The 25,907-nt window shown below is 67.5% G+C and carries 22 protein-coding genes; 8 read left to right on the top strand and 14 right to left on the bottom strand.

Annotation, left to right across the window (positions count from 1 at the left end):
* The first annotated feature begins 291 nt into the window (after nt 1-291).
* Both N5C88_RS14190 and N5C88_RS14195 read left to right on the top strand, forming a co-directional pair.
* Nucleotides 292-678 (top strand): DUF6152 family protein, encoded by a 387-nt coding sequence (locus tag N5C88_RS14190; RefSeq protein WP_059376121.1) that lies wholly within the window; start codon nt 292-294, stop codon nt 676-678.
* Between the two features lie 11 nt (nt 679-689).
* Nucleotides 690-1,178 (top strand): DUF6644 family protein, encoded by a 489-nt coding sequence (locus N5C88_RS14195; RefSeq protein ID WP_280015540.1) that lies wholly within the window; start codon nt 690-692, stop codon nt 1,176-1,178.
* A 43-nt stretch (nt 1,179-1,221) separates the two neighbouring features.
* Here the strand turns inward: N5C88_RS14195 and N5C88_RS14200 are convergent, their stop codons facing one another.
* Complete coding sequence (locus tag N5C88_RS14200) at nt 1,222-1,812, bottom strand: YceI family protein (RefSeq protein ID WP_118933066.1); 591 nt, start codon at nt 1,810-1,812, stop codon at nt 1,222-1,224.
* A gap of 226 nt (nt 1,813-2,038) precedes the next feature.
* Entirely contained in the window at nt 2,039-2,665 is a 627-nt protein-coding gene (locus N5C88_RS14205; protein WP_059376222.1) for a glutathione S-transferase N-terminal domain-containing protein, read from the bottom strand.
* Between the two features lie 228 nt (nt 2,666-2,893).
* Here N5C88_RS14205 and N5C88_RS14210 point away from each other — a divergent pair, with 228 nt between their 5' ends.
* Together N5C88_RS14210 and N5C88_RS14215 are read left to right on the top strand one after the other, a co-directional pair.
* Nucleotides 2,894-3,301, top strand: coding sequence for a DUF2946 family protein (locus tag N5C88_RS14210; protein ID WP_059376135.1), 408 nt, complete (start codon nt 2,894-2,896; stop codon nt 3,299-3,301).
* A 243-nt stretch (nt 3,302-3,544) separates the two neighbouring features.
* Nucleotides 3,545-5,608: a TonB-dependent copper receptor gene (locus tag N5C88_RS14215; protein WP_280015541.1), complete on the top strand. Its 2,064-nt coding sequence runs from the start codon at nt 3,545-3,547 to the stop codon at nt 5,606-5,608.
* Nucleotides 5,609-5,631: 23 nt separating this feature from the next.
* On the opposite strand, the gene N5C88_RS14220 is transcribed toward N5C88_RS14215, so the two are convergent.
* From N5C88_RS14220 to N5C88_RS14245, 6 genes are read right to left on the bottom strand one after another with little or no spacing between them, the layout of a single operon-like run.
* Nucleotides 5,632-7,005: an MmgE/PrpD family protein gene (locus N5C88_RS14220; RefSeq protein WP_280015543.1), complete on the bottom strand. Its 1,374-nt coding sequence runs from the start codon at nt 7,003-7,005 to the stop codon at nt 5,632-5,634.
* Nucleotides 7,002-7,880, bottom strand: a complete 879-nt coding sequence (locus tag N5C88_RS14225) for a polysaccharide deacetylase family protein (RefSeq protein ID WP_347881396.1) — start codon at nt 7,878-7,880, stop codon at nt 7,002-7,004. The genes N5C88_RS14220 and N5C88_RS14225 overlap by 4 nt, the downstream gene beginning before the upstream one ends.
* Before the next feature lie 52 nt (nt 7,881-7,932).
* Nucleotides 7,933-8,718, bottom strand: coding sequence for an enoyl-CoA hydratase (locus tag N5C88_RS14230; protein WP_280015545.1), 786 nt, complete (start codon nt 8,716-8,718; stop codon nt 7,933-7,935).
* Nucleotides 8,715-9,911 (bottom strand): CoA transferase, encoded by a 1,197-nt coding sequence (locus N5C88_RS14235; protein ID WP_280015546.1) that lies wholly within the window; start codon nt 9,909-9,911, stop codon nt 8,715-8,717. The genes N5C88_RS14230 and N5C88_RS14235 overlap by 4 nt, the downstream gene beginning before the upstream one ends.
* 14 nt (nt 9,912-9,925) lie before the next feature.
* Complete coding sequence (locus tag N5C88_RS14240) at nt 9,926-11,281, bottom strand: amidase (RefSeq protein WP_280015547.1); 1,356 nt, start codon at nt 11,279-11,281, stop codon at nt 9,926-9,928.
* Nucleotides 11,274-11,444 (bottom strand): hypothetical protein, encoded by a 171-nt coding sequence (locus N5C88_RS14245; protein ID WP_280015548.1) that lies wholly within the window; start codon nt 11,442-11,444, stop codon nt 11,274-11,276. The genes N5C88_RS14240 and N5C88_RS14245 overlap by 8 nt, the downstream gene beginning before the upstream one ends.
* A gap of 119 nt (nt 11,445-11,563) precedes the next feature.
* Here N5C88_RS14245 and N5C88_RS14250 point away from each other — a divergent pair, with 119 nt between their 5' ends.
* From N5C88_RS14250 to N5C88_RS14265, 4 genes are all read left to right on the top strand, one after another.
* Entirely contained in the window at nt 11,564-12,223 is a 660-nt protein-coding gene (locus N5C88_RS14250) for a GntR family transcriptional regulator (RefSeq protein WP_059376151.1), read from the top strand.
* A gap of 247 nt (nt 12,224-12,470) precedes the next feature.
* The gene (locus N5C88_RS14255; RefSeq protein WP_280015590.1) at nt 12,471-13,721 is read left to right on the top strand and encodes an MFS transporter; all 1,251 of its coding nucleotides are present in this window, start codon (nt 12,471-12,473) and stop codon (nt 13,719-13,721) included.
* Between the two features lie 161 nt (nt 13,722-13,882).
* Entirely contained in the window at nt 13,883-14,167 is a 285-nt protein-coding gene (locus N5C88_RS14260; RefSeq protein WP_059376157.1) for a hypothetical protein, read from the top strand.
* Between the two features lie 235 nt (nt 14,168-14,402).
* Nucleotides 14,403-21,131, top strand: a complete 6,729-nt coding sequence (locus N5C88_RS14265) for an autotransporter outer membrane beta-barrel domain-containing protein (RefSeq protein ID WP_280015549.1) — start codon at nt 14,403-14,405, stop codon at nt 21,129-21,131.
* 78 nt (nt 21,132-21,209) lie between these two features.
* On the opposite strand, the gene arsH is transcribed toward N5C88_RS14265, so the two are convergent.
* From arsH to N5C88_RS14295, 6 genes are all read right to left on the bottom strand, one after another.
* A complete protein-coding gene (gene arsH, locus N5C88_RS14270) occupies nt 21,210-21,932 on the bottom strand; it encodes an arsenical resistance protein ArsH (RefSeq protein WP_251880160.1) in 723 nt (240 codons plus the stop codon).
* A gap of 95 nt (nt 21,933-22,027) precedes the next feature.
* The gene (locus N5C88_RS14275) at nt 22,028-23,215 is read right to left on the bottom strand and encodes an MFS transporter (protein WP_251880162.1); all 1,188 of its coding nucleotides are present in this window, start codon (nt 23,213-23,215) and stop codon (nt 22,028-22,030) included.
* 3 nt (nt 23,216-23,218) lie between these two features.
* Nucleotides 23,219-24,298 carry an ACR3 family arsenite efflux transporter gene (gene arsB, locus N5C88_RS14280; protein ID WP_280015550.1) on the bottom strand — a complete coding sequence of 360 codons (1,080 nt, stop codon included), beginning with the start codon at nt 24,296-24,298 and terminating at the stop codon, nt 23,219-23,221.
* Between the two features lie 4 nt (nt 24,299-24,302).
* On the bottom strand, nt 24,303-24,803 hold the full coding sequence (locus N5C88_RS14285; protein WP_280015551.1) for an arsenate reductase ArsC: 501 nt from the start codon (nt 24,801-24,803) through the stop codon (nt 24,303-24,305).
* Between the two features lie 8 nt (nt 24,804-24,811).
* Complete coding sequence (locus tag N5C88_RS14290; protein ID WP_059379780.1) at nt 24,812-25,306, bottom strand: ArsI/CadI family heavy metal resistance metalloenzyme; 495 nt, start codon at nt 25,304-25,306, stop codon at nt 24,812-24,814.
* 25 nt (nt 25,307-25,331) lie between these two features.
* A complete protein-coding gene (locus N5C88_RS14295; protein WP_280015552.1) occupies nt 25,332-25,646 on the bottom strand; it encodes a helix-turn-helix transcriptional regulator in 315 nt (104 codons plus the stop codon).
* Nucleotides 25,647-25,907 lie beyond the last annotated feature (261 nt).

Here is a 25,907-nt window from a genome sequence, read left to right on the forward strand (position 1 = left end):
GCGACCAGTGTGCAAGCGGGAAAGTTTCTTCGGGTTTTCCCGAAACAATCGCTGATTTCTTGAATTCAGCGTAGATTCAGCATCATCCAAACTATAAAAATAACTCTCTATGCCATTGATTTTTAGATGATTATTTATGTTTTTGAAGTGTTTTATTTAAAGTGATTTCTTAGCATTGAATCACGCTCGATATGGCTGACCTGCCGCGTTATGCTGGTTGCGCCGGACGCGCGCCACACGAGCGGCCGCCGCGCAGGGAAGGGAGCCAAACCGTAATTCAGGAGCAGCGACATGAAGCTATCCATACGCGTGGCCACGGCAGCGCTGGCGCTTTCCGGACTGATGGGCCTGGCGCCCGCCGCGATGGCGCATCACGGCTGGTCTTGGGCCGAATCCGAACAGATGACGCTGCAAGGCACGGTCCAGCAAGTGCAGATTGCGCCCCCGCATCCCTGGCTGGACGTGCGCGCCGACGACGGCGTCTGGCGCGTGGAGCTGGGCAATCCCACCCAGACCAAGGACGCCGGATTCGTCGAAGGCTCCGCCAAGCCGGGCGACGTCATCACCGCCATCGGCAACCGCGACCGCGAGTCGGACGCCAAGCGCATGAAGGCCGTCCAGATCAAGGTGGGCGGCAAGACCTACGACATTTATCCCAGCCGCATCAAGAAGCCCTGACCGGCCGGGCCATGCCTGAGCTGCTGCGCCTTGCGCTCGAACAGCTTGAGACCCTGCCGCCGTCGATCTGGCTGCGGCGGTGGAGCACGCTGTACCTGCTGGTGAACGCCGCCCACATCGGCGCCATCGGCCTGCTCATAGGCTCCATCGTTCCGCTGGACCTGCGCCTGCTGGGGCTGCTCAAGCCCGGACCGCTGGCTGTGCTGGCGCCCGTGCTCGCAAGGACCGCGGCAGCGGGCTTGGCGCTGGCGGTATTGACGGGCGCCATGCTCTTCAGCGTCCAGCCGCTGGAATACCTGGCGAATCCCGCGTTCGGAATCAAGATGGGCCTGCTGGCCGCGGCCGCGGCCAATGCCGTGCTCGCGCGCCGCAGCAAAGCCTGGCAGACGGTGCAGGGCGAAGGCAGGGCGACGGGTGCCATGCGCGTGCGCGCAGGCGCCTCGCTATTTCTATGGCTGGCTTGCCTGGTGGCGGGGCGCTGGATCGGGTTCCTGTCTTAGCAGCCAGGGCCTTGCGCGTGCGGCGATCGCAGCGCCCGGGAATTCAGCGCGCGGCGTCGGCCACGGCCTCGACCGTGATGCGCAGTTGCACCTCGTCGCTCACGCCTGGCGCGAACGCATCCACGCCGAAATCGCTGCGCTTGACGACTGTCATGGCGTCAAAGCCGATGGCCGGACGCTGCGCCATCGGATGGATGCCTTGCTTGTTCTGGCGCGCCTGCAACACCACCGGCTTTTCGATGTCCTTGATGCGCAGGACGCCGCTGATGCTGAGATTGCCATTGCCGTGGTCGGCCACCGAGGTGCTCTTGAACTGGATCTCCGGATACTTGGCCGCCTGGAAGAACTCGGCGCCTTGCAGCATTTCGTCCAGCTTGGGCACGTGCGACGTCAGGCGCGCCACCGGCACGCGCAGGTCGACGGCCGACTTCGCGGGTTGAGCGGCGTCGTAGCGGATGACGCCCGTCACGGCCCCGGCATGCGCGGTGGGCTTGGAGAAACCCAGGTGGTCCCAGGTCACCACGACTTCCGTGTGTTCCGGGTCGATCTGGTAGTCCACGGGCGCGGCGTGCGCCGGCAGGCTGCCCAAGGCCAGCAGCGAGGCGGCCAGAAATGCTGCGTAGGTGTGCTTCATTCGATTCTCGGTATGTTCGGCGTCTGGAGGAGCCAGGACGCGCATTCCGTCAGCCCGCCAGCTTAAAACGCGCTGACAGCAACGGCACGGAAGAAGGATAGGAAAGGATGCAATACCGCGCTAGTCCGCCGAAACTGACTGCAGCGTTCCAGTTTTGATGCCAATCAAACCGATACGATAAGTGGCAGTGCTGGCCGGGCCTCGCGCGCCGGCCAGCCCGCCGCCGTCAGGAAGCCTGGGCTTCGGCCCGTGCGCGCTGCACGGCGGGTCTTGCCGCGACCCGGGCCAGATAGGCCGCGAGCTTGGGGAACTGCGCAAGGTCGACGCCGTCGCCCTCCAACCAGCTGCCTATCGTAAAGAGATAGCCGTCGACCACGCTGTAGCGCTCGCCCGCCGCCCAGGGACCGACAATCTGCGATTCCAGATAGGCGGCGCAGGCGGTCATGGTCTGCGGCACCTTGGCCTGCATGGCGGCGTGCGCGGCCGGATCGTCGGCCCAGCGCGCGCCGCGGCGCTTGTGCGCGTGGGCCACGTGGGCGGTGGACGCCAGATAGCTCGCCAGCTCCTGCATGCGCGCGAAGGCGAAGGGATCGTCGACCGGCGCCAGCTGCGCGGCCGGAAAGCTCTGCGCCACGAAGGCGAGCAGGGCAGGGGTCTCGGTCAGCACGCCGTGCTCGGTCGCCAGCGCCGGCACGCGGCCCTTGGGATTGACGCGCAGGTACTCGGGGCTCTGCTGCTGCCCGGCGCCCATGTCGAGCTTGACCAGGTCGAAATCGGCGCCCGCTTCATGCAGGGCGATATGCGTCGCCAGCGCACAGGTGCCAGGGGCTGAGTAAAAAGTCCAACGGGACATCCGCATCCTCTACTTTCTATGGTTGAAAAGCCAAGTCGCCGCAACGGGCTGCCGGCTACAGGGTAGCCCGATCACTTGCCCGCGCCAAGTTTGGCGGCGACGCGCAAGAAGCGGCGGCATTGTCTGATCTACATCAGGCGGCAATCCGAATTGGCTGCGCGTTGCCATTCGTCCACGGCATCTGCTCCGTCTTGCGTGATAGCATCTGCGCCGATAAGGAACCGCCGAATGCACGCATCTGCCCATGCCCGTAGACGTTGGGTCGCGCTGGTCGCGATGGCCCTGTTCGTCTTCCAGGCGCTAATCGCGTCTTCGGCGCTGGCGGCCTCGGGCATCGGAACGGGCCAGGCAGGCGTCACCACCATCGTCTGCACGGCCAGCGGCCCGCGCGTGGTGACGCTGGATGCCGATGGGCAAAAGCAGGGTGCGCAGCAGCAGCACAGCGGCGCTTTGCCGCACTGCTGCAGCGCGGGCTGCGCCATGCTGAGCGACGCGCTGCCGCCCGCAATCATCCTGCTGGCCTGGCTCCTGCCAGCCGCAGCCCCCGCAGTCCATCCCCCGGCCGCCGAACCCCACATTGCAAGCGCCTTGACCCGGCTGCCGCAACGGTCGCGCGCGCCGCCGCCATCCGCCTGACCCTCTCCCCAGACTTCAACGACATGCCATCCGCGCAGCCCGTGTTTCCGCGGGCCTGAGCGCTTGCGCCAGCGTCATCGGCGCGCAGCGGGCCATGGTCCTTTTGCGCCGCGCGGGGAGGGTCCCCCTTTCGTCACGCCCATGCGCAGACTGCGCGCTCCTGTCACGCCTTCCTTAAGGGGAGACGGCCGCGCCGCCCGTCTGCGCCTGCCATCGCACGTTCCCGATCGACAGACACCAGACATGACCATTAACCAAGAATTCCTGCGCCTGAGTTGCCTGGCCGCCGCAGTGGCCGCCTCATTTCCCGCCTGGCCCCAAGCCGCCGGCACGTCCGACGTCTACACCACCGATCCCGTGGTCATCACGGGCGTAGAACCCAGCGCGCCGTTGACCTTCACCACGGATCCCAAGATCCCGCGCCAGCCGCTGCCGGCCAGCGACGGGACCGACTATCTGAAGACGATTCCCGGCTTCTCGGCCATCCGCAATGGCGGCACCAACGGCGATCCCGTGCTGCGGGGCATGTTCGGCTCGCGCCTGAATCTGCTGACCAACGGCACGTCCATGCCAGGCGCCTGCCCGGCGCGCATGGACGCGCCCAGTTCCTATATCTCGCCCGAGAACTTCGACCAGCTCACGGTCATCAAGGGGCCGCAGACGGTGCTGTGGGGACCCGGCGCGTCCGCCGGCACGGTCAAGTTCGACCGCGACACGCCTCGCTTCACGGCGGCCGGCGTGCGATTCGACGGCAGCCTGACGGGCGGCTCGTTCGGCCGCAACGACCAGGCCGCCGATCTGACCTTGGGCAACGACAAGGTCTACACGCGCATCACCGCCAACCATTCCCACTCCCAGGACTACAAGGACGGCGACGGCAACACCGTGCCTTCGCGCTGGGACAAGTGGAACGCCGACCTGACCCTGGGCTACACGCCTGACGCCGACACGCTGTACGAACTGACCGCGGGTACGGGCGATGGCGAAGCGCGCTATGCCGGCCGCGGCATGGACGGCTCCCAGTTCAAGCGCGAGAGCTTCGGCCTGCGTTTCGAGAAGCGCAACCTGGGACCCGTGCTGGGCAAGGTCGAAGCGCAGCTGTACTACAACTACGCCGACCATGTGATGGACAACTACACGCTGCGCGCGCCGGACCCCATGAGCGCCATGCCCATGGCCATGGCGGCCGACGTGGACCGCGCGACCTGGGGCGGCCGCTACGCCGGCACCTGGGAACTGTCGCCGGATGTCAGCCTGGTCACCGGCCTGGATTTCCAGCAGAGCCGCCATCGCTCGCGCAGCGGCACCGACACGGTGCCGTACAGCAGCCAGAGCTGGGTCAAGGACGCCGACTTTTCCAACACCGGGTTGTTCGGCGAACTGACCTGGCGCGCCGCGCAGGACAGCCGCGTCATCGGCGGGGCGCGGATCGACTGGGCCTCGGCCAAGGACTTCCGCCAGGGCACAGGCTCGATGATGATGCCCATGCCCAATCCCACTGCGGATGAACGCCGCAAGGACACGCTGCCCAGCGGCTTCCTGCGATATGAGCAGGATCTGGCCACGCTGCCGGCCACGGTCTATGTGGGCCTGGGCCACGTCGAGCGCTTCCCCGATTACTGGGAGCTGTTCTCTCCGGACCAGGGGCCTGCCGGGTCCGTCAACGCCTTCCAGGGGGTGAAGCCCGAGAAAACCACCCAGCTGGATTTCGGCGCGCAGTATAAGACCGAAGCACTGGACGCCTGGTTCTCAGGCTACGCGGGTTACGTCAATGACTTCATCCTGTTCAGCTACACCTCGGGCGGCATGATGGGTCCGGCGTCGCAGGCCAGCAATGTCGATGCGCGCATTGCTGGCGGCGAACTCGGCGTCTCATACAAGCCCGCGCCCGCGTGGAAACTGGGAGCCACGCTCGCGTATGCCTGGGGCGAGAACCGCAGCGACGGCAGGGCGCTGCCGCAGATGCCGCCGCTGGAGGCCAGGCTAAGCGCCGCCTACGATGACGGCACCTGGTCGGCCGGAGCGCTGTGGCGCATCGTGGCCGCGCAAAGGCGCTACGCCTTGAACGAGGGCAACGTCGTGGGCAAGGACTTCGGCCCAAGCGCGGGCTTCGGCGTTTTCTCCGTCAACGGCGGCTACGCGGTCAACAAGCAGGTTCGCCTGTCGCTGGGTGTGGACAATCTGTTCAACAAGACCTACAGCGAACACTTGAACCTGGCCGGAAATGCGGGTTTCGGCTATGCCGCCAACACCGCAGTCAATGAACCGGGCCGCACCGTCTGGGCGCGCGTGAGTTTCAAGTACTGACGCGCCCAGTCCGGTATACGCGGTTAGGACGGGCGCCCAGTCGTCAGCAGGCGGACGATGGCGCGCAGGTCCTGTTCGGCCTCCAGCCCACGCAGCCGTCGCGCCAGCTCCCGTGTCTGGGCGGCGGGCAAGGGCGGCTGCGCGGACGCGCAGCAGGCTTCGAACTTGGCGTCCTGTTCCGCCACGCCCAGGGGGCGTTCCGGGCTGCCAGGAAAGGCCGGCATGTCGACCGTGAATTCGCGGCCGTCCTTCAGCCGCAATTCGACGCGCTGGGGGCTCATGGCGTTGGGGTCCGGATTGCCGTCATCCAGCACCTGAACGCGCGCGGCCAGTTCGAAAGTCCTGGCCTCGGCCAGCGCGTCGGGATCGAAGTCGGGTATGCCGACTCGGCCGCGCAGCAGGGCCGTGGCGATGGCATAGCCCATGCAGAGCCGGGCGGTGGCGGAATCCATGCCCGGGTGGGCCGGCCGTCCCACCAGGCGCACGATCAGCGACGACGCGCGAACCGTGATCCGGTCCACGTCCCCCGGCTGCAGCGCATGAACGCGCATGAGGTCCAGCACGGCGCCGATGCCGCTATGGGTGGCCCGGCCGGTCGGGTAGGGCTTGTGGCTCATGCGGCTGATCTGGAACACCCGGCCCACGTCCGCGCGGACCGCGTCCCAGTCGGCCTGGCCGGCGTCGTACAGCGCAAAGTAGCCGTATGGGCCTTCCAGGATGTCGCGCGGACCGGGGAAGCCCGCGCGCGCCAGTTCGAAGGCCGTAACCGCCGCCCTGGCGTTCAGGCCGACTTGCAGGCCGACCGCGGGAGAACCTTCGATATGCGCCTGCATGGTGCCGGAGAGATGGCTGTACGCCAGCCCCAGCGCATCGCGCGTGGCGCTCTCATCCAGCCGGCCAAGCTTGCACAGCGTAGCCGTGGCGCCCAGGCCGCCGCACATGGCCGGCCGGAAAAAACGCATGGGTGCGCGCTGGGCCAGCGCGACATAGATGGCGAAGTCCAATCCGGCGGCGACGGCGGTGATCAACCGGGGACCGTCGACGCCGCCTTCGCGTTCGGCGTAGCCCAGCGCCGCCGGCACGATGCAGGCAAACGCGTGCACCACGGCCTGGTCGTGGATCGCGTCGAACTCCTGATTGAAGACCTGGTATGCGTTCAGCATGACTGCGCTGGCAAGGGGCAGTTGCTCGCCGCTGCCCCAGACGGTTGCTTCCGCGCCCTGGCCCAGGGCCTGGGCCGCCTGGCGCAGCGAGGGCATGCGGGGATGGCGCGAGCCGGACAGACCGACGCCGACCGCATCCAGAATGAAAGTCTTGGCCGCGTCCACCGCCGTTGCCGGCAGGTGCTCGTATTGGGTGCGCAGCAAATGCGCGACCAGGGTATCGATGGCATTCATGCGGCGGCTCCATCGTGCTGGGCGGGAACCTGGCGGGCGTACCAATCATGCATCGCGGCGCCGGTGACGAAGGTGGTCATGGGGTGCTTTTGCAGCAGGTCCAGCATGGTGAGCAGGTCGGCGTAGCGGTGCGGCACGCCCATCAGGTGGGGATGCAATCCCAGCGTGAGGACGCGCGGACGGCCGGCGGTCCTGGCCTCGTCGGCGTACAGGTCCAGTGTCCGCTCGAGGCGCCGGCTGAACTCCCCGGTGGCATGCTTTTCCACGGCGTGGATGACTGAATCGTTCAGCTCCAGCGCATAGGGCAGCGCCAGCAGGGGCCTGCCGGCGGTCCGCATCCAGTTGGGCAGATCGTCCAGGCACCAGTCGAACAGGTAGTCGATGCCGGCCTGGGCCAGTAGATCCGGCGTATCCTGCGTCTCGCGCAGGCCCGGCGAGAGCCAGCCGCGCGGCCGGCGGCCGCTGAAGCGCTCGATCCGGTCCAGCGCCGCCGCGATGGTGCGCGCCTGGCCGTCGCCGTCCTCTTGCGACAGCGCGCGCTGGTGGATGCCGTGGCCGATGAATTCCCAGCCGGCCTCCAGCAGCGCCTGGGCCGCCTCGGGGTAGGCATCGATGACCGAGGCGTTCAGGCTGGCCGAGGCAGGCAGGCCGCGGCCGCGGATGGCGTCGATGAGCCGCGGCAGCCCGCAGCGCAGGCCGTACTCGGCCCAGCTGTAGTTGGGCACGTCCGGCACCGTCTCGCGCCCATGCGGCGCGGTCAGCAGGGTGCGGGGCATGGGCTGGTCGAACGGCCAATGCTCCACATTGACGACCAGGTGCACCAGGATGGCCCGGCCGTCCAGCGCCGCCAGGGGCGGGCGCTGGCTGGAAAGCATGAAAGGAATGCGTGGATTGTTCATGGCATCTTGCTCATGGTTCAAAGACGGCTCAGCGGCCACGGAAGACCGGGTCGCGTTTCTCGGCGAACGCCCGCCGGCCTTCGGCGTAGTCCTCGCTGGCGAAGCACTGGGCCACCAGCGCGTCGATCGCATCGAGCTGCGCGGGCGCGGGCGGATTCATGGTCGCCAGTATGGCCGCCTTTGCCGCGCGCAGGGAGAGGGGCGCATTGGCGGCAATGGCGCGCACCCGGGCCTGCGTCTGGCGGACGAAATCGTCGTCGGCGTACCGTTCGTGGACCAGGCCGCGGCGTTCGGCCTGCTCGGCGTCAAGGATGCGGGCGGTATAGAACAGATCGAACGCGGATGCCGCGCCGACCACGCCTGCCAGCCTGCGCATGTCGGCATAGGAGTAGCCCAGCCCCAGTCTTGCCGCCGGCATGCGGAAGCGGGCGCTGGCGCTGGCATAGCGCAGGTCGCAAGCCAGCGCCAGGCCGATGCCGCCGCCCATGCAGGCGCCTTGTATCAGCGCAACCGTAGGCGCGGGGAAGTCCGCCAGCAGCTGCTGCGCATCCGCCACCGCCTGGTTGTACCGGGCCACCGCGGCCGCGCCGTCGCGGGCCTGGTCGAACTCGCTGATGTCGGCCCCGGACACGAAGGCCCGGGTACCGGCGCCGGTCAGCGCCAACACCCGGACCTCGGCGCCGTCGAGTTCCTGCAACGCGGCGGCCAGCTGCTGCCACATGGCCAGCGTCATCGCGTTGCGCCGTTCCGGATGGCAGACCGTCAGGGTTGCAATGCCGTCCTGGAAATCCAGCAGGATCTCGCCGCCGCTCATACCACGCCCTCTTCATACAGGCGTTCGATGTCGCCCGTGGCATAGCCTATTTCCGCCAGCATTTCGCGGGTGTGCTCACCCCAGCCTGGCGCGGGCCGCTTGATCTGGGCAGGCGTGCGCGTCAAGGCCACGGGCTGCGAGATCAGCCGGTACTGGTGTCCGGCCTCGTCGGCAACCGGCTGCGCCACGCCCAGGTGGCGCACCTGTTCGTCCTCGAATACCTGCGGAATGCTGTAGACCGGGCCTGCCGGCACGCCGGCGCGGTTCAGCAGGCCGACCCAATGCGCGACGCTCTGCTGGCTAAAGCGCTGCGCCAGGGATGCATTGAGCGTGGCCCGGTTCGCCACGCGCAACTTCTCGGTCGCATAGCGTGGATCCTCCAGCCATTGCGGCGCGTCCAGGCACTCGCACAGGCGGCGCCAGTTGCCTTCGCCGGACGCGCCCAGGTTGAACGCGCCGTCGCTGGCCTCGAACAACCCCATCGGACTGCTGGTCGGATGGTCGTTGCCCGCCTGCACCGGGGTGTCGCCGTCGTTCAGATAGCGCGCCGCCTGGAAGTCCATCAGCGCGATCTGCGTATGCAGCAGGGAACTGTGGACCCATTGGCCCGTGCCGGAGTGTTCACGCTCCAGCAGGGCCAGCAGGATGCCGACCGCGGCATAGATGCCCGTGCCGCAATCGGCGACCGCGAGTCCGGCGCGCAGCGGACCGCCGCCGGCAAAGCCCGTGACCGACATGAGCCCGCCCATGCCCTGGATGATCTGGTCAAAGCCCGGCCGGTCCGCATAGGGACCGTCCTGCCCAAAGCCGGAAATGCTGGCCAGGATGATGCGGGGATTGATGGCGCGCAGGGCGTCGTAGTCCACGCCCAGGCGCGTCTTGACGTCGGGGCGCCAGTTCTCGACCACCACGTCGGCCGTGGCCACCAGCTGCTTGAACACGGCCAGGCCTTCGGGCTTCTTCAGGTTCAGCGTCATCGACCGCTTGTTGCGGTTCAGGTTCTGGAAGTCGCCGCCGGTACGGTCGGCGGCGAACATGGCTTCATTGGGATCGATCCCGGCTGGCGGTTCGATGCGGATCACGTCCGCGCCGAAATCAGCCAGGATGCGCACGCAGGTCGGGCCGGCGCGCACGCGCGAGAGGTCCAGCACGCGAAAGCGCGCAAGAGTGGGGGAGGCATTGATTCTGGCCATGATGAGTCCGTGGATTAGCGTTGCAGGATGGCGGAAAAGGGCAGGGCGAACTGATGCGCGAAGGCCAGCAGCAGCGCTTCGCTGCCGGGCGCGCCGACCGCTTGCACGCAGACGGGGCGGCCTTGCACATCGATGCCGACGGGCAAGACCAGCGCCGGCAGGCCCAGATAGTTGAGGTAGGCGTGGTGGCGGTGCAGCGCGGCCAGGGCGCGCGGATCAAAGCCGGGGCTGCTGGTGGTCACCGCGGCGCGGTCCGGCACGCCTTGCGGCAGGCAGGGCATGAGCAGCAGGTCCGAGTCGGCCAGACAGGTGGCGAGGAAGGCGGCGCGCAATGGCGCGATCTGCGACAAGGCATGGCGATACCAGACCGCCGGCATGGCCCAGCCCGGCAGCGCGATGGCCCGGGTGGCGGGCGCCAGCGAGGCCAATTCATGGCGCGCGCTGTCCGCAAGCGTGACCGCGGCTTCGGCATGCAGCACGATCTGGGCCAGGCGGTTCAAGCGGTCCAGGTCGGGCGCGGGGAGCAAGCCGATGCGATGTGGATCGGGCAGGCCGTGTTCGAATCGCGCCATCGCCGCCGCCACGTCGGCGCGCGCCCCGGCGGTCGCCAGCGTCGACGCCAGCCGCCAACGCCGCGGCCTGGATAGTTCCTGTTCGATCTGCGTGGCGTCCGCGGGCAAGGCGGACGCCGTTGTCGGCGCTGGCAGCAACGCGGCGTAGACGCAGGCCGCATCCAGCGCGCTGCGGCCCATCACGCCCACCGTGTCCAAAGTAGGCGCCAAGGCCGCCACGCCGTCCGCCGGGATCGCCCCTGGCGTCGGCTTGAGTCCGACCAGGCCGCAGGTCGCGGCCGGCATGCGCACCGAGCCGGCAGTATCGGTGCCCAGCGTTGCGGGCACCAGGCCCGCCGCCACCGCAACGGCGCAGCCGCTGGACGATCCGCCCACCGCGGCGGCGGCGTCCAGCGGATTGGCCAGCGGTGCGCCGTGCGGGTTTTCGGCTGTCGCGCCGCAGGCGTGCTCGGCCATCGCCAGCGCGCCCAGGTTCAGCGCGCCGTGGTCCTGCAAGCGGCGCAGCGCCGTGGCGATCGGACCCGCGGCTTCGTCGCGCAATGGCCGTCCGCGCCCCGGCGCGTGCATGCCGGTCTGGAACGCATCCTTGTGCGCCAGCGCCACCCCGTCAAGCAGGCAGCCGGAACGCACGGTTGGCGGGGAGGGCTGATAGGTGCGCGTGGCGCAGTGCAAGTCGGCCGCGCGGCACTGGAACGCCGCAGCCTGGGCCGCGACCAAGGCGGCGCGTGCGCCGGGCGCGGCCTGGGCGTAGTTTTGGCGCATGTCGGCCACGGAGAGATGCAGCAGAGGATCAGGCATCGCCATCCCCGCAGCCCGCGATCTCGGCCTCCACGGCAGCAAGACGCAAAAGCGTGCGAGCGACCGCCGCTTGCGTCTCCACGAGTACCTCCAGGCCATGCGTCTTGCAGGCCAGGGCGACCCAGGCCTGCCATTCCTGCTTGGGCGAGTCTTCCATGCTCATTGCCTCCTGCCGCGTTTTGCTCGTTAAAATAAAAGTCTAGTCTCATAAATATATTTATAGAAGTCAAGAAAATACTATGCCTAGCGTGAATTTTCTTCCCCCCTTGACCGGAGTCCGCCATGAAAGCCGCTGAGCGCATCCGCCTGTCCGTCGAAGAGTCCATCCGCGATGGCAGCCTGCTGCCGGGAGATCCGGTCGATGAACAAATGCTGATGCAGACCTACGAGGTCTCCCGCACGCCGGTGCGCGAGGCGCTGCTGCAACTGCAAGCGCAGGGCCTGGTGGCCAGCCTGCCGCGTGGCGGCATGGTGGTGGCGAAGATGGACGTGGCCCAGTTGCTGGCGATGTGGGAACTGCTGGCGGAGCTGGAAGGCATAGGCGCGCGCCTGGCTTGCGAACGCATGACGCCGGCCGAACGCGACGAGCTGGCGGCCATCCATGAACGCGCCGCGGCCGTGGTAAGGCGCGAGGACACCGACGCCTGGCAGGAACACAACCGGCGCTTCCACGATGCCCTGTACCAAGGGGCCCGCAATCCCTATCTGCGCCAGGAGATCCTGCGCATGCGGTCGCGCACCGGCGCCTACCGGCTGCACGCCTTTTCGGCTTTCGGCCGCCTGGCCTCGTCGTGGGAACAGCATGGCCAGCTGCTCGAAGCGATCCAGGCGCAGGACCCGGCGCGCGCGGCCGCGGTCATGACCCAGCACATGAGCCCCGGGCAGGGGGCCACCAGCTTCGCGTCCTTTATCGCCGCGCTACCCAAGAACCTGCTGGCCTGAAGACGCGCCAGCGGGGCGTCGCCGGCGGTGCTCACCGCGGGTTAATCCTGATTATTGTATTTTTTCAAAATGGCAAAATATATTTATAGCAGACAAAAACATCTGCTCGCGTGACCTTGCCCCGGTGTCGGCGGGCTAGGGCGCTCCCCTGATCCGCTCCACCGAGGAACCCGCTATGGATGCTGTTTCACCGCAACCCCTCACCGCGCCGGCGCACGGCCCAGCGCCCACCGCCGATTCAGGCCAGATGCACCGCAAGGTCGCCTGGCGCCTCATTCCTTTCCTGATTTTCCTGTTCCTGCTGGCGTGGATCGACCGCGTCAACGTCGGTTTCGCCAAACTGCAGATGCTGCAAGACCTGCGCTTCAGCGAAGCCGTGTACGGTCTGGGGGCGGGCATCTTCTTCATCGGCTACTTCATCTTCGAAGTGCCCAGCAACCTGCTGCTGCAGCGCATCGGCGCGCGCAAGACCCTGGCCCGCATCACCATCCTGTGGGGTTTGACCTCGATGGCGATGGCATTCGTGACCACGCCGACTTCCTTCTATGTCCTGCGCTTTCTGCTCGGCGCCTTCGAAGCGGGCTTCTTCCCCGGCGTCATGCTCTATCTGACGTACTGGATACCGGCAGGCAGGCGAGGGCGCATCAATGGCTGGTTCATGACGTCATTCGGGATCGCCGGCATCGTCGGCGGGCCGATAGCCGGGCTCATCATGAGCGGCATGGACGGCGTGGCGCCGCTGCGCAACTGGCAATGGCTGTTCGTGCTGGAAGGCATTCCATCGGTGATCGCCGGACTGGTGGTGCTGGCCTACCTGCCGGACCGCCCCCAACAGGCGCGCTGGCTCAGCGCGGCGGAGAAGGCCGCGCTGACAGCTGAGCTGGACAACGAACGCCTGGATCCCGGCAAACATGCCAGCTTCGCCCAGGCCCTGCGCCTGCCGGCCTTGTGGCTGTGCACCGCGGCGTACTTCTGCATCGTCGGCGGCAATGCGACGCTGGCGTTCTGGATGCCTTCCATCGTGCGCGAGCTCGGTGTACAAGGCGCCCTGAACATAGGCCTGTTGTCGGCCATCCCGTTCATCCTGGGCACGGCCGCGATGGTGATCAACGGCGCGCATTCCGACTCCACCCGTGAACGCCGGCTGCATTGCGCGGGCGCCACCCTTGTCGGCGCGCTGGGCCTGTCCCTGACCGGCGCCTACATCGGCAGCCCCGTGCTGGCGATGGGCGCCTTGAGCATCGCCGCCATCGGCGTGCTTGGCGCGTTCCCCGTCTTCTGGGCCATTCCGGCGGCATTCCTGACAGGCACCGCGGCCGCGGGCGGCATTGCCTTCATCAATTCCGTCGGCAACCTGGCCGGCTTCGCCACGCCCTTCATGATGGGCTGGCTCAAGGAATGGACGGGCGGCGTGGCCGCCGGCCTGTACGTCGTGGCCGGCATGCAGCTTGTCGCCACGGCGGTCGTCGCGCTGACGATGCGCAGGCTCGCGGTCTAGCCTACGGGGGCGGCAGCCGTGCGCAAGATCCGCCGCCGTGTCATCATCGACACAGGCTTCCGGTATCGGCTCGCAGCCAAGCCGGGATAGGCCGTGGGGATGGACATCGCCCGCGGCAAGGACCAGAACGCCTTTTACATCCTGGTCGGGAGCGCATGGCGATGAAGAGAAACGACGCAACCCCGGAGCTGGAGGCAGGCGCCTCCCAGCTCGGCAACCTGCTGCAATTCCTGGCCTGGATCGCCGAACGGCCGCGCACCTATGCGCAGACCATGGACGCCTGGCGCAGTTCCTGTCCGCGCCTGTCCGCCTGGGAAGACGCGACCGCCAACGGACTCGTGGACATGTCCCGGGACCGGGACGATGCGCGCGCCGAACCGGTCGTCATCCTGACGCCAAAAGGCCGGACCCTGCTGGCGTCGGCCGGCGCCCGTGCACGCCCCTGATACGAAGGGCCGGCTGCCTCGCGCCAACCTTTGCTTACATACGCTCCCGGGTTCGATGTAACGATGTGGCTTTTTTTGCCGATTTCGTCGAAAAAAAGCGCTGATTCGTCGAAAAAGCGTTGCACCGACCGCACGGCCTGCGGATTCTAGTGGCGAAACTTTGCCAGTTACTACTGAGCGACGCGTCCGGTTGCCGGACGGGTTCCGCGCTCAGGCAACAAGAATCCGCTCATCCATGAAGCCCCTCTCTCGCCCCACGCGCGGCCACGGCCTGCCTTTCCCTCTGCTGCGGCAGAACACCTTGCGGCTGGCCATCGCGTCCGCGCTGGGCGCCTGCGCCTGGGGCGCGGCGGGCAGCGCGCAGGCCGGCTACGCATGCGCAGGCGGCCCCACCTTGAACGTGCCGTCCGGCAACTACCCAAGCGCCCAGGCCATCTGCGAGGGCGACAGCGGCGTAGACCATGACAACGAAAAGAACGGCCAGAACGGACCGGACGTGTCGGTCACGTCCTCGGGCAACTACAACGCCAACGAGAACCAGACCCGGCTGAACCCAGTGGGCGTGGTCACGGCCATATCGCGCGGCGGCGACGGCGTGGACGAAGGCACGGCAGGCGATGGCGGCCACATCACCGTGTCCAGCAGCGGCGACATCGCGCTCAACGGCACGGCGCTCAGCAACTTCAACAGCCTGATCATGGCGGTCTCGTCCGGCGGCATCGGCGACCCCGCCAACGACAACAACGATTCGAACGGCGGACATGGCGGACTGGGCCAGAACGTGACCGTGACCAATTCCGGCAACCTGACGTTGTCGGGTTCATTGCCCACCCCGCGCCAAGGCTTGTACGGCATCAACGCGCGGGCCGTGGGCGGGGCGGGCGGCGACCAGAACGATCCGACGCTGGAATACGGCGACCAAATCGGCGGCAATGGCGGCAACGCCAGCACGGTCACGGTCAGCAACACCGGCGCCATCAACCTGGGCAGCAGCGCCACAAGGCTGCGCACCTACGCAACCGGCGCGGCCATCTACGCGAACTCCGTGGGCGGCATGGGTGGCTACAACAACGGCAATGCCGGCACGGGCGGCACCGTGCAGGTAACGCACCAGGGCCAGGCCAACAGCTACTGGCAGGTTTTCGACAGCGGCACGGTCTTTGGCATCTATGCGCAAAGCATCGGCGGCGACGGCACCGCGTCGACCGACAACAGCGACAACGGCGGCAACGGCGGCGGCACCTCGGACAGCTGGACCCAGAAGGTGACCGTGGACGTGAACGGCTCGGTGCTGCTGGACGTGGCCGGTTCGGCGGCCGGCGCGACCGTGCAGGGCGCCGGCGTTGCCGCCCGCGCCATCGGCGGCAAGGGCGGCAAAGGCCCGGACAAGGACCATTCCGGCGGCAATGGCGGCGCGGGTGGCGCCGTGGCGATCAATCTCTATCAGGGCGGCAGCGTCGCGACCCGCGGCGACAACCTGCCCGGCCTGGCGGCGCAGAGCCTGGGCGGGCAGGGCGGCGACGGCACCGACAGCACCAAGCTGGCCGGGCAGGGCGGGGGCGGCGGATTCGGCGGCAACGCCAGCGCCGTCACCGTCTCCACCGCCAGCGGCAGCGCCATCAGCACCACGGGCAAATTTTCAACCGGCATCGTGGCGCAATCGGTTGGCGGCGGCGGCGGCACGGGCAGCGACTTCGTGTCGGTGCTGGGCGGCCAGGGAGGCAACGGCGGCAATGGCGGCAACGCCGGCGCGGTCAATGTCGCGACCGCCGGCACGGTCACCACCGGCGGCGACCACGCCTACGGCGTGCTGGCCCAGTCCATCGCCGGCAGCGGCGGGGCAGGCGGCGCGGACACGGCCGAACTCGTTTCCCTGGGCGGGGACGGCGCAGGCGGCGGCGCGGCCAGCCAGGTCACCATGAGCAATAGCGGGTCCATCGCCACCTCGGGCTACAGCTCGCACGGCATGATCGGCCAGTCCATCGGCGGCGGCGGCGGCGCTTCCGGCAGCGCGACCGGCCTGCTGAGCGTGGGCGGCAGTTCGGCCGGGGCCACCGGATCCTCCGGCAGCACGGTGGTCATGGGCAATACCGGTTCCATCTCGACGGCCGGCAACGCCGCCATCGGCATGGTGGCCCAGTCCATCGGCGGCGGCGGGGGCAGCGGCGGCGACAGTATCGGCGTGCTGGGCGTGGGCGGTGGCGGCGCCGGGGGCGGCGCGGGCGGCAACGTCATCATCCAGGACCTGGGCTCGATCCAGACCGCCGGCCAGTTCGGCGCGGGCGTGCTGGCCCAATCCGTGGGCGGCGGGGGCGGCAACGGCGGCGATACCTTCACCGCCTCGGTGGGCGTATCGGTGGCGATCGGCGGCAGCGCCAGCGGCGGCGGCAACGGCGGCACGGTCTGCATGAGCAACCAGGGCGGCTGCGACGGCACGCTGACGTACTCCACCTCGAACATCGCCACCCATGGCAACTACGCGCCCGGCATCATCGCGCAAAGCGTCGGCGGGGGCGGCGGCACGGGCGGCAGCGTCAAGAACGCCAGCGTGGCGTCCTTCGCGGCCTTGCAACTGGGCGGCAGCGGCGGCGCCGGCGGCAATGCCGCCGAGGTCAAGGTGGGTTACAGCAACCTCAACATCAGCACCGGCGGCTCGCACTCGGCCGGCATCCTGGCCCAGTCCATCGGCGGAGGCGGCGGCAACGGCGGCGACGCCAGCTATTACGACGTGACGGTCGGTTTCAACGCGGCGGTGGTGCTGGGCGGCAGCGGCGGCTCGGGCGGCGCCGGCCAGTCCTCCATCGTGAACCTGAGCGGTTCGCACGTCGCCACCGGCATGGACTACGCCAGCCCGAACATCGATCCCGCTACCTACGCGCCCAACGATTCGTTCGGCATCCTGGCGCAGACCATAGGCGGAGGCGGCGGCAATGGCGGCAGTTCCAGCGCCAGCGACCTGGTGGTCGCCGTTCCGACCGGCGAGGGCGCATCCCTGGCGTTCAACTTCGAAGCCGCGGTGGGCGGCAGCGGCGGGGCGGGCGGCAGCGCCTGCCCGCCGGGAGACGCGGCGTGCGTCACCCAGATCAACCTCAGCAACGGCTCCACGGTCGCCACCCTGGGCGACGGCTCCCACGCCGTGATGGCGCAATCCATAGGCGGAGGCGGCGGCAATGGCGGCGATTCGTCCGTGCTGTCCACCGTGCTGGGCGATGCGACCACGATCTCGCTGTCCGCGGGCATGACACTGGGCCGTTCCGGCTCGGCAGGCGGCGACGGCGGCGCGGTGGGCGTGAGCCTGGGCGATGCCAACGGCGCCTATGTCGCCATGCCGCCGTCGTTGCTGACCCCGCCCGGCGTGCGCGTGCCGCCGGCGTCCACCATCGTGACCTATGGCGACTACGCCAACGGCGTGCTGGCGCAATCCATAGGCGGAGGCGGCGGCAACGGCGGGGTCGGCAGCAGCAATGCCTACACCCACGGCGGGCCCACCAACGTCAAGCTGACCCTGGCCCTGGGCGGCACCGGCGGCTCGGGCGGCACCGGCGGCAATGTGGACGTGACGCTGAACCCCAACTTCGCCATCCGCACGCTGGGCTCGGGTTCGCGCGGCATCGTGGCGCAGTCCATCGGCGGCGGCGGCGGTGCCTCGCAGGGTGGCACGCTGAACGTGGCCGGCAGCGCCGAGGAACGGCCGTCCGCCCGCCTGCAGGTGGGGCTGGGCGCCACGGGCGGTTCCGGCGCCACCGGCGGCAGCATCGCCGCGGTCTTGCGCGGCGCCATCCGCACTGAAGGCGGCGATGCCGACGGCGTGCTGCTGCAATCGATCGGCGGCGGCGGCGGGCTGGGCGGATCGCTGGGCGCCGACGCCTCGTCCTATCCCATCCTGGACCGCATCGGCAATCACAGCGACAACAAGGAACGGCTCGACGACGAAAACAGCACTTATCAATTCGGCGTGGACGTGGGCGGCACCGGGGGCACGGGCGGCCATGGCGGCAACGTCACCGTGAACTACGCCGGCAAGATCGCCACCGCCGGCGACTGGGCCGACGGCCTGGTCGTCCAATCCATAGGCGGGGGCGGCGGCGTGGGCGGATCGTCCAGCGCCTCGGGCAGCAAGATCAAGGCCAACGCGATCATCGGCGTGGGCGGCAGCGGCGGCGCGGGCGGCAACGGCGGCGCCCTGAGCTTCTACTTCGACGACGACCATGGCAACAGCATCGCCACAACCGGCTACAACGCCTACGGCGTGCTGCTGCAATCGATCGGCGGGGGCGGCGGGCAGGGCGGCGACGGTTCCGATCAGGCCCAGGGCACCATCACCGTCGGCGCCTCCTTCGGCGGAACCGGCGGCGTGGCCGGCGACGGCGGCGGCATCCTGACCTCTGGCGGCGGCAGTTGGCTGAACGTCCAGACCACGGGCGACGACTCTCCGGCGCTGGCGATGCAGTCGATCGGCGGCGGCGGCGGCACGGCCGGCGCGGGCAACAGCAGCTCCAAGCTGCAGCAGGACAGCCATTCCATGAGCGTCGCGGTGGGCGGCAACGGCGGCTTGTCCGGCTCGGGCGGCAACATCGATGTCGCTACCGGCATCGCCGCTACCACGCAAGGGGCGCGCGCCTACGGCGTGCTGGCGCAATCGATCGGCGGCGGCGGCGGCCTGGGCGGCGCGGGCGACGCCAGCAATCTGGCCAGCGTGTCGCTGGGCGGGCGCGGCGGCGCGGCCGGCGATGGCGGAACCGTGACCTTGACCTTGAATGCCGGCGGCCACATCAGCACCAGCGGCGCGGGCTCGCATGGCCTGATCGCCCAGTCCATCGGCGGCGGCGGAGGCATCGCGGGCGACACCAGCAAGGGGCTGCAATTGGGTTCGGGCGGTTGGACCCCAAGCGGCGGGCAGACGGGCGGCAGCGGCAGCGGCGGAACGGTCGCTCTCAATGTCGCCAGCAATATCGAAACCCACGGCGCCTACGCCTTCGGCGTAATCGCCCAATCCATCGGCGGCGGGGGCGGGCTGGGCGGCAATGCCGCTGGCGGCTTCGCCGGCAGCACGGCAGGCGCCGGCAGCACGGGATCAGGCGGGAACGTCACGCTGACGCAAAGCGGCAGCATCGCCGCGACCGGCGCCGGCGCCACCGGCATCTTTGCGCAAAGCGCCGGTCCGCAAGGGTCGGGCCAGGTGGCCGTCACCGTCGACGGTTCGGTCAGCGGCGGCACCGGCGCGGGCGCCTATGGCGTCTGGATCGTGGGCGACCAGCAGAACACGCTGACCGTGGGCGCGGCGGGCATGATCGCGGCCGGCGCCGGCGGCAGCGCGGTGCGCTACGACGGCGCCACCCTGCAGCAGGCCAAGACCGTGAGCTTCCTGGCCAGCGCCCCCAGCGCCAGCCTGTCCATCAACAATGCGGGGACCGTCCTCGGCAACATCGAATGCGGCGGCGGTGCGGGCGGCATCGCCTGCAATGTCTGGAACGCCGCCAGCGGCACCCTGAGCGACGCCACGCTCTATCAGGCCAACATCGACAACGCGGGTGTCGTGGCCATAGGCAGGACCGGCGCCTTCGACACGCTCACGGTCGCGGGGAATTTCAACCTGCGGGCCGGCGGCCTGCTGCAGGCTGACGTGGACTTCGCCAGCCTCAAATCGCCGAGCATGGTGGTGCAGGGCGATACCCGCCTGGACGGCCAGGTCAATGTCCAGCCCATCACCTTGCTGCCCGATCACGAAGTCACCGTGGCGACGCTGCAAGGCGATGTGCAAGGCAGTCCCGTTGCCAAGGACAGCCCGGTGATCGACTACGACGCCAGGCTGGACGGCAAGAACGTGCGCGTGCGCGCCGCGCAGGCCGACTTCGCCGCGCCGTCCATGCAATTGGCCGCCAACCAGCGCTCGGTCGCGAGTCATCTGCAAGGCGCCTGGAACCTGGGCGGCAATGCCGCCATGGCGTCCTTGTTCGCGGCGCTGGACATGGCCTCCCGCGAAAGCGCCGACACCTATTCGAACCGGCTGTCGGACCTGTCGGCCGGCGTCACCGTGGCGCCCGCCGCGCAGATGCAGGCCAGCATGGCGCGCTTTACCGGCGCCATGATGTCGTGCCCGGCATTCCAGGGCGGCGACGCGCTGACCGGCGAGCAGGATTGCCTCTGGGGCCAGGTGTCCGGCATCAATACCAACCAGGACGGCGACGGCGGCGTCTCCGGCTTTTCGTTCGATGGCGTCACCTACCAGTTCGGCGGCCAGCGCCAGGTCAGCCCGGGCTGGTTCCTGGGCGGCTCCGTCGCCTACCAGAACAGCCATCTGAGCGGCGACGATGGACGGGTCAGCGGCAAGGGCGACAGCGGCTATGCCGGCGTGGTGGTCAAGCGCGAAACCGGGCCCTGGACCCTGTCCGCGGCCCTGGGCGGCGGCTATGGCCAATACGATATCAACCGCAGCATCCGCATCCCCGGCATGCAGAGCACGGCCGACTCGGACCTGGACGTCTATGGCGCGGCCTTGCGCCTGCGCATCGCCCGCACCTATGCCGCGGAACACGTCTACCTGAAACCCTATGTGGATCTGGACGCGTCCTACACCCATATGCCCGGCTACAGCGAATCCCGCGACGCCCTGCATCTGGACGTGGAAAGCAGCAACCAGTTCGTCATGGCCCTGTCGCCGACGCTGGAGCTGGGCGGCAAGGTGGCGCTGAAGAACGGCGCGACCATGCGCCCCTACATGTATGGCGGAGTGTCGTTCCTGTCCAAGAACGAGTACACGGTCAAGTCGCGCTTGCAGGGCGCGCCGGCAGGCTCCGGCGCCTTCGACACCTCGGTGCCCATGGACGACGTCATCGGCCGCATCGGCGCGGGCCTGCAGGTGTCGAACGCCGGCGGCCTGGACTTCCGGCTGCAGTACGACGGCGACTTTTCGTCCCACATACAAAGCCATCGCGGCACGTTGAAGGTGATGGTGCCGTTCTGACCACCCGGATTCTTGTTGACCCCAGTGATTTCAGCGGCTGGAACACGCAGCTCAGCCGCAAGTTGCCCTCCGCCACAGCTAGATTGAGCTTTGCTTCATTCGGCTCGACAGCGCAGCGGCGGTTTCCTTGCGTTCGCTGTAGCGATCCACCAAGTAGGGTGTCGCATCCCGAGTGAGCAACGTGAACTTCATCAACTCCTCGACGACGTCCACGATTCGATCGTAGTAAGGGGAGGGCTTCATACGTCCCGTATCGTCGAACTCTTGGTAAGCCTTGGCTACCGACGATTGATTCGGGATAGTCAACATGCGCATCCAGCGCCCCAGCACCCGCATCTGGTTCACGGCGTTGAACGACTGCGAGCCGCCCGACACCTGCATCACCGCCAGCGTCTTGCCCTGAGTCGGTCGCACGGCGCCCACCGACAGCGGGATCCAGTCAATCTGCGTCTTCATCAATCCCGTCATCGCGCCGTGACGCTCGGGCGAACTCCAGACCATGCCGTCGGCCCATTGGACCAATTCGTGAAGCTCACGAACCTTGGGATGGTCCTCCGTGGCGTCATCGACCAGCGGCAGGCCGGAAGGGTTGAACAACCGGGTTTCGCCGCCCAGCGCCTCGAGCACGCGCGCCGCTTCCTCGGCAACCAAACGGCTGTAAGAACGCTCACGCAACGACCCATACAACAGCAGGAAGCGCGGCGCGTGCGTGGCCCGTTCGGGCGAGAACAGCTCGGCCAGGCTTGGTTTTTCAAACAGCGAGGGATCGATATTCGGCGAATCGGCGAGGAACTCAGACACGGTTGCCCTCCGCATCGCGCGACGTGCGGCAGGCCGGATTGTGATAAATCGTGATGGAACTCATGAAACACCTCTATTGATACGGAATTCAAACTTCAATCGACCGCAGGCCGCGCTCGCAGTACCAGCAAGGCTGCGCAGGCCGCCAAGCCTATGGCCCCGGATAGCCACAGAGCGTTGGCGCCCCATGCGTCCAGCGCCAGGCCGAAGAGAAACGGGGCGGCCGCTTGCGCGACACGCGCCGGCATCATCAACCATCCCTGGCGGGCGCCATAGCCCTGCGGGCCAAACAGCGCCAACGGCAACGTGCCCTTGGCGATGGTCAGAATGCCGTTGCCCGCTCCGTGCAGAATGGCGAACACCGGCGCCATTACCGGTCCGCCGGTCAACAGCACCGCAACGCCGGCCGGATGCGCAAGAGCCGCCAGGCGCGCCGACAACAAGGGATGAACCTGGCGTAGAAGCCCAAACTCGAGTAGGCGTCCAGCCACCTGCGCGGGACCGATCAGCGCGCCCACGGCCACAGCAGCGGCGAGGGTCGCGCCAGCAGCTTCCAGCATGCGCGGCAAGTGCGTGGCCATCGCGGTACTGATGAACCAGGTCGCTGCAAACACGAAAGCGAGGAGGGCAGTGGCATACCTCTGCGGTTTCGACTCGGGCACGGCGCGCGGCCCGGCATCCACGCTGCCGGTGACATTCGGGGCTTCCGCCTTCGGAACAGCCGCCGCCTTGGGGAGCCAGGCGTTCAGCGGCAGGCCGACCAATAGATGCAAGCCTGCCCAGCCCAGGCATGCGCCGCGCCAGCCGAACTGCGCTTCCATCCAGGCGGAAAGCGGCCATCCCACGGTACTGGCGAACCCTGCGATCAGCGTGATCCCGGTGATGGCGCCACGGGCACGATGACCATAGAGGCGCACCAGGCTGGAAAACGCCGCCTCGTATAGTCCGGATCCCATCGCCACTCCCATGACGAGCCAGGCGGCCACCATCGTCCAGAGTCCCTGAGCGCTGCCGAGCATCCCCAGCCCCAAGGCGAACAGCAAACTCGTGCCGACCAGCACGATGCGGCCACCGCGACGATCGATTGCTTGTCCTGCCCACGGGCCGACCAGTGCCGATGCGACCATGGCTATCGAAAAGGCCGCGTATACCGTTGGCGCGGAGAGCTCCAGATCGCGAGCCATTGGATCGGCCAGCATTGCCGGCAAGTAGTAGGAAGACGCCCAGGCCAGGGTTTGGGCCGTTCCCAGGGCGCCGACAACGCGGACAGGGGCGCTGGCCATAAATCAATTCCGCATGGCGCCAGCGTCGTACCAGCCTTTGCTCCGATTGACGATCCGCACGACGAGCAACATCACGGGCACCTCGATGAGCACGCCAACGACAGTCGCCAACGCGGCACCGGACTGGAAACCAAACAGGCTGATCGCGGCGGCAACGGCCAGTTCAAAGAAATTGGATGCGCCGATTAGCGCCGACGGGCACGCAATGCTGTGCGTCTCGCCGACCCGGCGATTGAGCCAGTACGCCAGGCCGGAGTTGAAGAACACCTGGATAAGAATGGGTACGGCCAGCATGGCGATAACCAGCGGCTGCCCGATGATGGCCTCGCCCTGGAACGCGAAGAGCAGTACCAGCGTCAGCAGCAGGGCGGCCATCGAGAATGGCCCGATTCGCTCCAGCGCCGCTTCAAACGCCGCCTGGCCGCGGCGAAGCAGCGCCCGGCGCCAGAGCTGGGCAAGAATGACCGGAATCACGATGTACAGCCCGACGGACACCAAGAGCGTGTCCCAAGGCACGGTGATGGCCGACAGACCCAACAGCAGTCCAACCACGGGCGCGAACGCGAACACCATGATGGTGTCGTTCAGCGCCACCTGGGACAGCGTGAAAACCGGATCGCCGCCGGTCAACCGGCTCCAGACGAAGACCATGGCGGTACACGGCGCCGCGGCCAGGAGGATCAGGCCGGCGATGTAGCTATCCAATTGGTCGGCGGGCAACCACGGGGAAAAGATCTGGCGGATGAATAGCCACCCCAGAAAGGCCATCGAAAAGGGCTTGACGGCCCAATTGATGAACAGCGTCACGCCGATGCCGCGCCAATGCTGCTTGACCTGGCCCAGTGCGCCGAAGTCCACCTTGAGCAGCATCGGAATGATCATCACCCAGATCAGGACCCCAACCGGCAGGTTGACCTGGGCGACCTCCAGGCGGCCAATCGCCTGGAACAACGCCGGCATGAGCTGCCCAAGCGTCACCCCCAGGACGATGCAGAGGAAGACCCACAACGTGAGGTAGCGCTCGAAAACACTCATCCCGGGGCGCTCGCGCGGGGCCGGCGCCGCCTGCGTACTGGACGGCATCGGTTTACTCCCGGGACTGGCCAATGCCGCGCAGCTCGGTCTGCAGCGACATGGCGTCCAGGCGGTAAAGCGGCAAGGACAAGAACAGTTCGATACGGCGCTTGAGCATTCGCGCAGCTTCGTGGAAGGCCTTGAGGCGTTCTTCCTCGCTGCCCTCATGCGCCGCGGGATCCGCCACGCCCCAGTGCGCAGTCATCGGATGGCCCGGCCATACCGGGCAGACTTCACCCGCCGCGTTGTCGCACACCGTGATGATGAAGTCCATCCTGGGGGCATCCGGGGTGGCGAACTCGTCCCAACTCTTGCTCCGGTACCCATCCGCGGGCAACGAATAGGATTTGAGGGTGGCGAGAGCTAGAGGGTGGACCTCGCCCTTGGGAGTGCTACCAGCCGAGTACGCCTGAAACCGGCCAGCGCCCAACCCCTTAAGCAGCCCTTCGGCCAGGATTGAACGCGCGGAATTGCCTGTGCATAGAAAGAGCACATTGAAAGGGGAGTGCGACATGAGATTTCCTAGCAGCAACGGGTAGTGGAGTTTGCTTTTGGGGTGCAGCAACCGGTGGGCGCCGCAGCTTTGATCGACGGCGAACCGCAGTCGGGCGCCGCCACCTGATCGACATGAGCGCTGTGCGCCTCGCCATAGACGGGGATGGAGCCCAGCGTGTGGAAGTGCTCCCAAGCCAATCCTTGTGGATCGGTGACCCAGTATTTCTCGCTGCGGGCGTAGCAGCAGGACGTTTCTCCCTGATCATCCAGAACCAGGCTCGCAGCCTGCGCCCGGGATTTCAATGCATCCAGTTCCTCGGCGCTGTCGGCCTGAATCCCGAAATGATCAACGCCCAGGCCGGCGCCACGGGTCGATATGGCGAAGTTCACAGGAGGATCATCCAGCATCCACTTTGCGTAGTCGGATTCGACGCGGGCTGGCTCAAGCGCGAAAAGCCGGGAATAGAAACCAATGTTCCTGGCCAGGTCGTCGACATGTAGATGGACGTGGAAGCGCTTCATGGAGAACTCCTGATTAGCAGCTCGTTCAGGCCGCGGGACCGGAAGCCTCGCAGGGCGCTCCCTGGCAGCAATGCTCGGTGAGATAGCCGAGCAAGCCATTCATCTTCGAGAAATCGGCGCGGTAGATCAGATTGCGCCCCTGTTGCTCGACGCTGACCAGGCCCGCATGTGCCAGCTCCTTCAGGTGAAAGGAAAGCGTGTTGCGCGCGACTCCGAGCTGGTCCGCCAGGACGCTAGGCATGAGTCCTGGCAACCCGGCCACCACGAGCGCGCGGAAAGTCCGCAGTCGTTGAGGATGGGCGAGAGCGCCGAGCGCTGAGATGGCTTGATCTTCGTTCATGATTCGATCATACAACGATTGTTGAATTATTAGTGAATGGAGAACCGCCGCGGATAGAGCGCAAAGCTCATATCACTTACTTTACATAATACACATTATGCGTATTAAAGATCGATCAGGCAGAGTTGCCCATAGCCGCTGGCGGACAGCTTGGCATCCTTCGCCACAATCCCGAGCTGACGGTCCAGGAATCGCTCTGCCGGCGGCTTGCAAGACTAAACCTTGCGTCACATCCGGGACTCCTCTAAAACGTATCCGTAT

This window comes from Achromobacter sp. GD03932, assembly GCF_029839485.1.
Lineage (GTDB): Bacteria > Pseudomonadota > Gammaproteobacteria > Burkholderiales > Burkholderiaceae_B > Achromobacter > Achromobacter bronchisepticus_A.

Coding starts and splice junctions, on each gene's coding strand:
- N5C88_RS14190 (WP_059376121.1), top strand. CDS start 292: ATGAAGCTATCCATACGCGTGGCCACGGCAGCGCTGGCGCTTTCCGGA.
- N5C88_RS14195 (WP_280015540.1), top strand. CDS start 690: ATGCCTGAGCTGCTGCGCCTTGCGCTCGAACAGCTTGAGACCCTGCCG.
- N5C88_RS14200 (WP_118933066.1), bottom strand. CDS start 1,812: ATGAAGCACACCTACGCAGCATTTCTGGCCGCCTCGCTGCTGGCCTTG.
- N5C88_RS14205 (WP_059376222.1), bottom strand. CDS start 2,665: ATGTCCCGTTGGACTTTTTACTCAGCCCCTGGCACCTGTGCGCTGGCG.
- N5C88_RS14210 (WP_059376135.1), top strand. CDS start 2,894: ATGCACGCATCTGCCCATGCCCGTAGACGTTGGGTCGCGCTGGTCGCG.
- N5C88_RS14215 (WP_280015541.1), top strand. CDS start 3,545: ATGACCATTAACCAAGAATTCCTGCGCCTGAGTTGCCTGGCCGCCGCA.
- N5C88_RS14220 (WP_280015543.1), bottom strand. CDS start 7,005: ATGAATGCCATCGATACCCTGGTCGCGCATTTGCTGCGCACCCAATAC.
- N5C88_RS14225 (WP_347881396.1), bottom strand. CDS start 7,880: ATGCTTTCCAGCCAGCGCCCGCCCCTGGCGGCGCTGGACGGCCGGGCC.
- N5C88_RS14230 (WP_280015545.1), bottom strand. CDS start 8,718: ATGAGCGGCGGCGAGATCCTGCTGGATTTCCAGGACGGCATTGCAACC.
- N5C88_RS14235 (WP_280015546.1), bottom strand. CDS start 9,911: ATGGCCAGAATCAATGCCTCCCCCACTCTTGCGCGCTTTCGCGTGCTG.
- N5C88_RS14240 (WP_280015547.1), bottom strand. CDS start 11,281: ATGCCTGATCCTCTGCTGCATCTCTCCGTGGCCGACATGCGCCAAAAC.
- N5C88_RS14245 (WP_280015548.1), bottom strand. CDS start 11,444: ATGAGCATGGAAGACTCGCCCAAGCAGGAATGGCAGGCCTGGGTCGCC.
- N5C88_RS14250 (WP_059376151.1), top strand. CDS start 11,564: ATGAAAGCCGCTGAGCGCATCCGCCTGTCCGTCGAAGAGTCCATCCGC.
- N5C88_RS14255 (WP_280015590.1), top strand. CDS start 12,471: ATGCACCGCAAGGTCGCCTGGCGCCTCATTCCTTTCCTGATTTTCCTG.
- N5C88_RS14260 (WP_059376157.1), top strand. CDS start 13,883: ATGAAGAGAAACGACGCAACCCCGGAGCTGGAGGCAGGCGCCTCCCAG.
- N5C88_RS14265 (WP_280015549.1), top strand. CDS start 14,403: ATGAAGCCCCTCTCTCGCCCCACGCGCGGCCACGGCCTGCCTTTCCCT.
- N5C88_RS14275 (WP_251880162.1), bottom strand. CDS start 23,215: ATGGCCAGCGCCCCTGTCCGCGTTGTCGGCGCCCTGGGAACGGCCCAA.
- arsB (WP_280015550.1), bottom strand. CDS start 24,298: ATGCCGTCCAGTACGCAGGCGGCGCCGGCCCCGCGCGAGCGCCCCGGG.
- N5C88_RS14285 (WP_280015551.1), bottom strand. CDS start 24,803: ATGTCGCACTCCCCTTTCAATGTGCTCTTTCTATGCACAGGCAATTCC.
- N5C88_RS14290 (WP_059379780.1), bottom strand. CDS start 25,306: ATGAAGCGCTTCCACGTCCATCTACATGTCGACGACCTGGCCAGGAAC.
- N5C88_RS14295 (WP_280015552.1), bottom strand. CDS start 25,646: ATGAACGAAGATCAAGCCATCTCAGCGCTCGGCGCTCTCGCCCATCCT.